General features: G+C 36.2%; 7 protein-coding genes. 5 read left to right on the top strand and 2 right to left on the bottom strand.

What is annotated here, in order from left to right; translation table 11 throughout:
* Positions 1–83 precede the first annotated feature (83 nt).
* The 5 genes from HUN22_RS15715 (at position 84) to HUN22_RS15695 (ending at position 2,831) form a co-directional block, all read left to right on the top strand.
* Entirely contained in the window at positions 84–368 is a 285-nt protein-coding gene (locus HUN22_RS15715) for a hypothetical protein (protein WP_174731284.1), read from the top strand.
* A gap of 194 nt (positions 369–562) precedes the next feature.
* Positions 563–1,102 (top strand): PAAR domain-containing protein, encoded by a 540-nt coding sequence (locus tag HUN22_RS15710; RefSeq protein WP_174731281.1) that lies wholly within the window; start codon positions 563–565, stop codon positions 1,100–1,102.
* Between the two features lie 2 nt (positions 1,103–1,104).
* Positions 1,105–1,800, top strand: coding sequence for a hypothetical protein (locus tag HUN22_RS15705; protein ID WP_174731278.1), 696 nt, complete (start codon positions 1,105–1,107; stop codon positions 1,798–1,800).
* Complete coding sequence (locus tag HUN22_RS15700) at positions 1,775–2,266, top strand: hypothetical protein (RefSeq protein WP_174731275.1); 492 nt, start codon at positions 1,775–1,777, stop codon at positions 2,264–2,266. The genes HUN22_RS15705 and HUN22_RS15700 overlap by 26 nt, the downstream gene beginning before the upstream one ends.
* A 76-nt stretch (positions 2,267–2,342) precedes the next feature.
* The gene (locus tag HUN22_RS15695) at positions 2,343–2,831 is read left to right on the top strand and encodes a hypothetical protein (protein WP_174731272.1); all 489 of its coding nucleotides are present in this window, start codon (positions 2,343–2,345) and stop codon (positions 2,829–2,831) included.
* Between the two features lie 189 nt (positions 2,832–3,020).
* On the opposite strand, the gene HUN22_RS15690 is transcribed toward HUN22_RS15695, so the two are convergent.
* Together HUN22_RS15690 and HUN22_RS15685 are read right to left on the bottom strand one after the other, a co-directional pair.
* Positions 3,021–3,971 (bottom strand): hypothetical protein, encoded by a 951-nt coding sequence (locus HUN22_RS15690; protein WP_174731269.1) that lies wholly within the window; start codon positions 3,969–3,971, stop codon positions 3,021–3,023.
* Positions 3,972–4,197: 226 nt separating this feature from the next.
* Positions 4,198–4,598: hypothetical protein (locus HUN22_RS15685; protein ID WP_174731266.1), on the bottom strand; the 401-nt coding region annotated here is incomplete at its 5' end.

Here is a 4,598-nt window from a genome sequence, read left to right as displayed (position 1 = left end):
TTCCCCTTAAAATGATTTTAAGACTTTAAATATAGCGGTTTATTTTTTCTCATTGATATATCCCCAATCATTACGAGAATAATATGAAATTTTATAGAACTATTTTGGTTTTAGGCCTCGGGATCGGCGATTACAGCGTTTCGGGTTGTGACCTTCGCACTCAGCAGGAGTTTGAAAAAATTTGCCTGTCGGGTGGGCACACCCAAGCCAGTTGCGACTGTATTTACCAACGGCTTGAACAAGTATATTCGCATAAGCTTATGCAACGTCTAGAACATGTCAGTTTGCAAAGCCCTGCTCTCCCACAGGACTTTGCCCCTACTTTTTTTAGCGTGATGCGGCGGTGCGATAAAGAAGACATGGGCTAAGCGTTTGGCTTAGCTCCCTTATCTCTGTGTCGCAATGGTAGATGACTTTAAATCAGCGCAAAAAATTAAAGTTCTGTTGTGGCACGGGGGCCTTGGGAAATAAGTTAACTCTACTGAACAATAAAAATATACAGTATTGTCTACCCCCTGTTTGGTATGATTTTGGCATTTCATTAAGATAAGAAGGAATAAGTTTGGCAACACCATATATAACAATAGGCTGCCCCACTAGTGGTGGTGGTCAAGTAATTTCAGGGAACAGTATGTTCCTAATCGACGGTATTCCCGTTGCCTGTGTCGGTGACAAAGCTACCTGCCCAACTCATAAAGTTGTTGCAACTATTGTGTCAGGCGACCCATATATGCAGATCTTTGGGAAAGCTGCTGCCCGTGTTAACGACTCTCTTTCCTGTGGCTGTAAATTACTACCTCAACAAAACTTAGTAGTTCAAGACAATGGAGGTAGTTCTGCACAAAGTTCATCAGCGAGTAAAGCACAAGATAGTTTTGTTCCTCAGACTGACGAGCATGGACTCAAGTTTCAGCTTAAAGATCAGGAGACTGGCAAACCTCTCACACAACAATACTTTAAATTGAAAGGACCAGACGGTACAGAGATTGAAGGTTTTACAGATAAAAGCGGTTATACCGAATTAATAAAAACAGGTACGGAAGCCAAAGAGGTTGATTTAACTACTTTTGACCTATCAAAACCTATGGATGCATGGAATTAAGAATGTCAGATAAGAATTTAGGAAATCCATACAGTCGTAATATACCGGGCTCATCACCTGCTTGGGATGCTTACCCTCATGAAGAGAAAGTTTGTGAAATAACAGAGCCTCTTTGCAATGACCATATTAAAATCCGAAACTATTATATGGCTAGGCCCTATAACTTTATGATGAACATCAACCAGTGGGCAGAGGTAGGAAACACCATTGAGTTATTAATGGCTGTGCGTTTTGGTATGGAATGGGATGTAAATAAACTTCCTGAAAGTAATATGGCTGACCCTGCTTTTCATACAGGCATGTACATAAAATTTCATAATTATGTACTCAAACATGCAATGAAAGAAGGTGCACGAATTGTTGGGGAATTTCAGCAAACAGCCTTTAAAGTTCGTTTTTTAAGTGCATTTGCTGTCGATGAGCTACTTGAACTGCGGAATCTAAGCAAATTTGATCAAGGCAAAGAAATTTACTCAAAAATTGAAGACCTAAAAGATACTTTTGCAAAGTTAAATGCAGCACGAGCTAGTACTGATTTAGCACAATTAAGAATGAATGACGGACCATTATTCATTAATCGTGAAATGTTTAAAAAGGTCTTTAATCAAGACTTTAATCCTAAGATGATTCAAATAATGAAACAATCTAGAGAATATTCAGGAGATCCTATTAATGTTCGTGAAAAAGGGCTCTATTAGCCCCTTAAAAATAACTCTAATCTCTATATTTTACCTAGCTATTAGCGGATGTGCCAATACGCAAGTTAATAACCATAGAGAGGCTGTTATTAATTCAACACGTGGAGCAGTAGATATGCTAATTATGGACCAACCAGTCTATAGGAATGCAATTGCTAACGAGAAGAATAAGGTTACAAATGCTTTACTTTATACTACTTTAAAGAAAATGGGAGTTTTAAGAGAGCTTGAAAAAGAAGTGGGAAATAACTTTGTAATTGAAGAAGATCTATCTTTAGCGAAACTAAATCAATTATGCTGGACAACTAAATTTCTTCAGCATTATAAAAATGACTTATCTCCTCAATCTCAAACTGACTATCAAAAAGTTTATGCTTGGGTGGATGCTAAACAATCTGTTTGGCTAAAAAAGCTGAATGAGTCTTATAGTAAAGATGAACTCGGTGAAAATGATTGTCGTAAATAATTATTCCATAAAATGGCCCTGAATTTTTCAGGGCCTCTTGCTATATAAAATAGTGAATACAATAGAGATCCGCACAATGTTAGCAATAAAGGCTTCTACTAAATACATGAAACCACTTCTAATAGCATTAGTATTGATGGTAAGCGGTTGTGCAAATACACAAGTAAACAATGACAAAGAAGCCTTAAAAAATGCAACACGTGGCGCTGTAGGCATGGTGCTACTTGATCATCATATGTATAAGAATGCTATTGCAAGCGGTAATAATGCTGTTACTCAGTCAATGCTTGCGTCAACTTTACTGAAAGCGGGTATTTTAAAAACCTATGAGAAAGAGGTGGGTGACGGTTATACGATTGAGTCAAGTTTACCTTTGGCAAAATTGAATAAGCTCTGTTGGATGGGTAAATTTGTGCAGCACTATAAAAACGATATCCCAGCAGAAAATTTGCCAGCATATAAAGATACACTTGTGTGGCTTGATACTAAGCAGATGGCTTTATTAAAGAAACTCAATGAGTCTTATAGTAAAGATGAACTCGGTGAAGATGATTGCCGTAAATAATGAGTCAACAAAAAAGCCACTTATCATAAGTGGCTTTTTTGTTGAGAATTTTGGTGGGATGGTTACCCTTCTAAAGATAAGGAAGAGTCGTTGTAATAGCGTTGTACTCTAAATCAGCGCAAAAAATTAAAGCTCTGTTGTGACACAGAGCCTTGGGAGAGGCTATCTGATGATGACTAAGATATAGACTTATTGAGCGACCTTCTGAATTCGCTCTACAGTAATATATTCATTAGGAATCACGATCTGCTTTTCAATATCTCTCACTTTGTAAGAAACTAATGTGTTTTTACCAATTCCTTGGAATGGAACTTTCATATCCTTAAAAATAAAAATTTGGTCTTGGCTTAGTTCCTTAGTAGTTATTTTTGGTAATTCAATTAAATTGGCATAAGGGGCCTTGATGTATAACGTCGCCTTTTCTATTCTCACACCAGTATTTTGCATAGTGTAATGAAGAAACAGCTTACCAATATCAGCAAATGGGAACATATAAACTATAGGAATCGCGATAAGAAAAAGAGCCATTTGTAAGCAATTTTTTTTAGAGGTTTCTAACCTTTTTAGCTTTTCTTTTGCAAATGTTTTCAGATGCTCACTCGCCTCAGCGTCTTCAATAATTTCCTCTATGTTTTTGAACTTTTTATTGAAAATATTGATATCTTGGCGATTAACGTAAAAAGCATAATATAGAAAGGCAATCAAGCTTGCCGTAATTCCTACGTAAAGGCTTACTTGCCAATACGCTAAAAATAAACCATGAAGTATATATATAAAATAAACGGATACACAGAATGTACTAATACTAATCTTTGGAAAGGGTAAGTCATCTCTGAATTGTTTATGAGGTGGCAAGTATTTATTAGCCAATTTTAATATGAGGTATGTCACTGGCATTAAAGACATGCCAAATAAAAATAAGACCATGCTTAAAATACTATAAACAATTGAACATGCGACAAAAATCAGTAAAAAAATCAGTGTATCACCAAAGCTAATTTCCGATGGGATATAGCCAATTGTTAAAAGGTATGCAACTAAGCACAACACTCCTATTGCAACTATCGCTTTAGTCATTGTCAGCGCAACTTCATGCCACTGCCCCAGATTATTTAAATATCTCGTTATCAAGTCGTTCATTTGATCTAACCAAATTTTATAAATTTTTTAAGAATCGATAATTACTCTTTTTTAAACCGCTCCCCAGCGGAGTAATCATGTTTTGAAATTTCCCCAAATTTCAGAGTATGTTTTCACATGCTGTTCAATAATGTCCAAAAATTTAGGTATAAAATACCAAGATTACTTGCCACAATATTCTCTAGATATAGTAACCCGCATATGCGGGTTCTTAAATTTAAATGCCTTAATAATTTTCAGAACTGCCAGTATCTGACGTTGTATCTTCAGTAGCTAATTCCTCAACAGCTACTTCCTCTTTCTGATGTTTACTAACTGATCTTGTTTCATTTTCTAAAGTTTCTCCCGCTGCCGCCTCAGCAGCCACACCGGGTATTTGTTCTGTTGGAGATGCATCAATTGCTATCTCTTCACTTGTTTCCACTGGAAACTTTGCTAAATAATCTTTATGGCAATATAACTTTACCAAACTATCAAAATAGTAATTATCAGGCCCATCAAAGATTACTTGTTTATCTGATTTAACTATAAATCTGGAGAAACCTGCATAAGCACCCCATGAGTTTTTGGCATTTACCTCACCACAATTTTTAATAACATTTCTAAATTTTGCAGAATCACCATCTT

This window comes from Acinetobacter lactucae, from assembly GCF_013344765.1.
GTDB lineage: Bacteria > Pseudomonadota > Gammaproteobacteria > Pseudomonadales > Moraxellaceae > Acinetobacter > Acinetobacter lactucae_A.
This window is presented reverse-complemented; position numbering and strand designations above follow the sequence as displayed.

Excerpts from the sequence above, each read along its gene's own strand:
- HUN22_RS15715 (WP_174731284.1), top strand. The coding sequence starts at position 84 with ATGAAATTTTATAGAACTATTTTGGTTTTAGGCCTCGGGATCGGCGAT.
- HUN22_RS15705 (WP_174731278.1), top strand. The coding sequence starts at position 1,105 with ATGTCAGATAAGAATTTAGGAAATCCATACAGTCGTAATATACCGGGC.
- HUN22_RS15700 (WP_174731275.1), top strand. The coding sequence starts at position 1,775 with ATGTTCGTGAAAAAGGGCTCTATTAGCCCCTTAAAAATAACTCTAATC.
- HUN22_RS15695 (WP_174731272.1), top strand. The coding sequence starts at position 2,343 with ATGTTAGCAATAAAGGCTTCTACTAAATACATGAAACCACTTCTAATA.
- HUN22_RS15690 (WP_174731269.1), bottom strand. The coding sequence starts at position 3,971 with ATGAACGACTTGATAACGAGATATTTAAATAATCTGGGGCAGTGGCAT.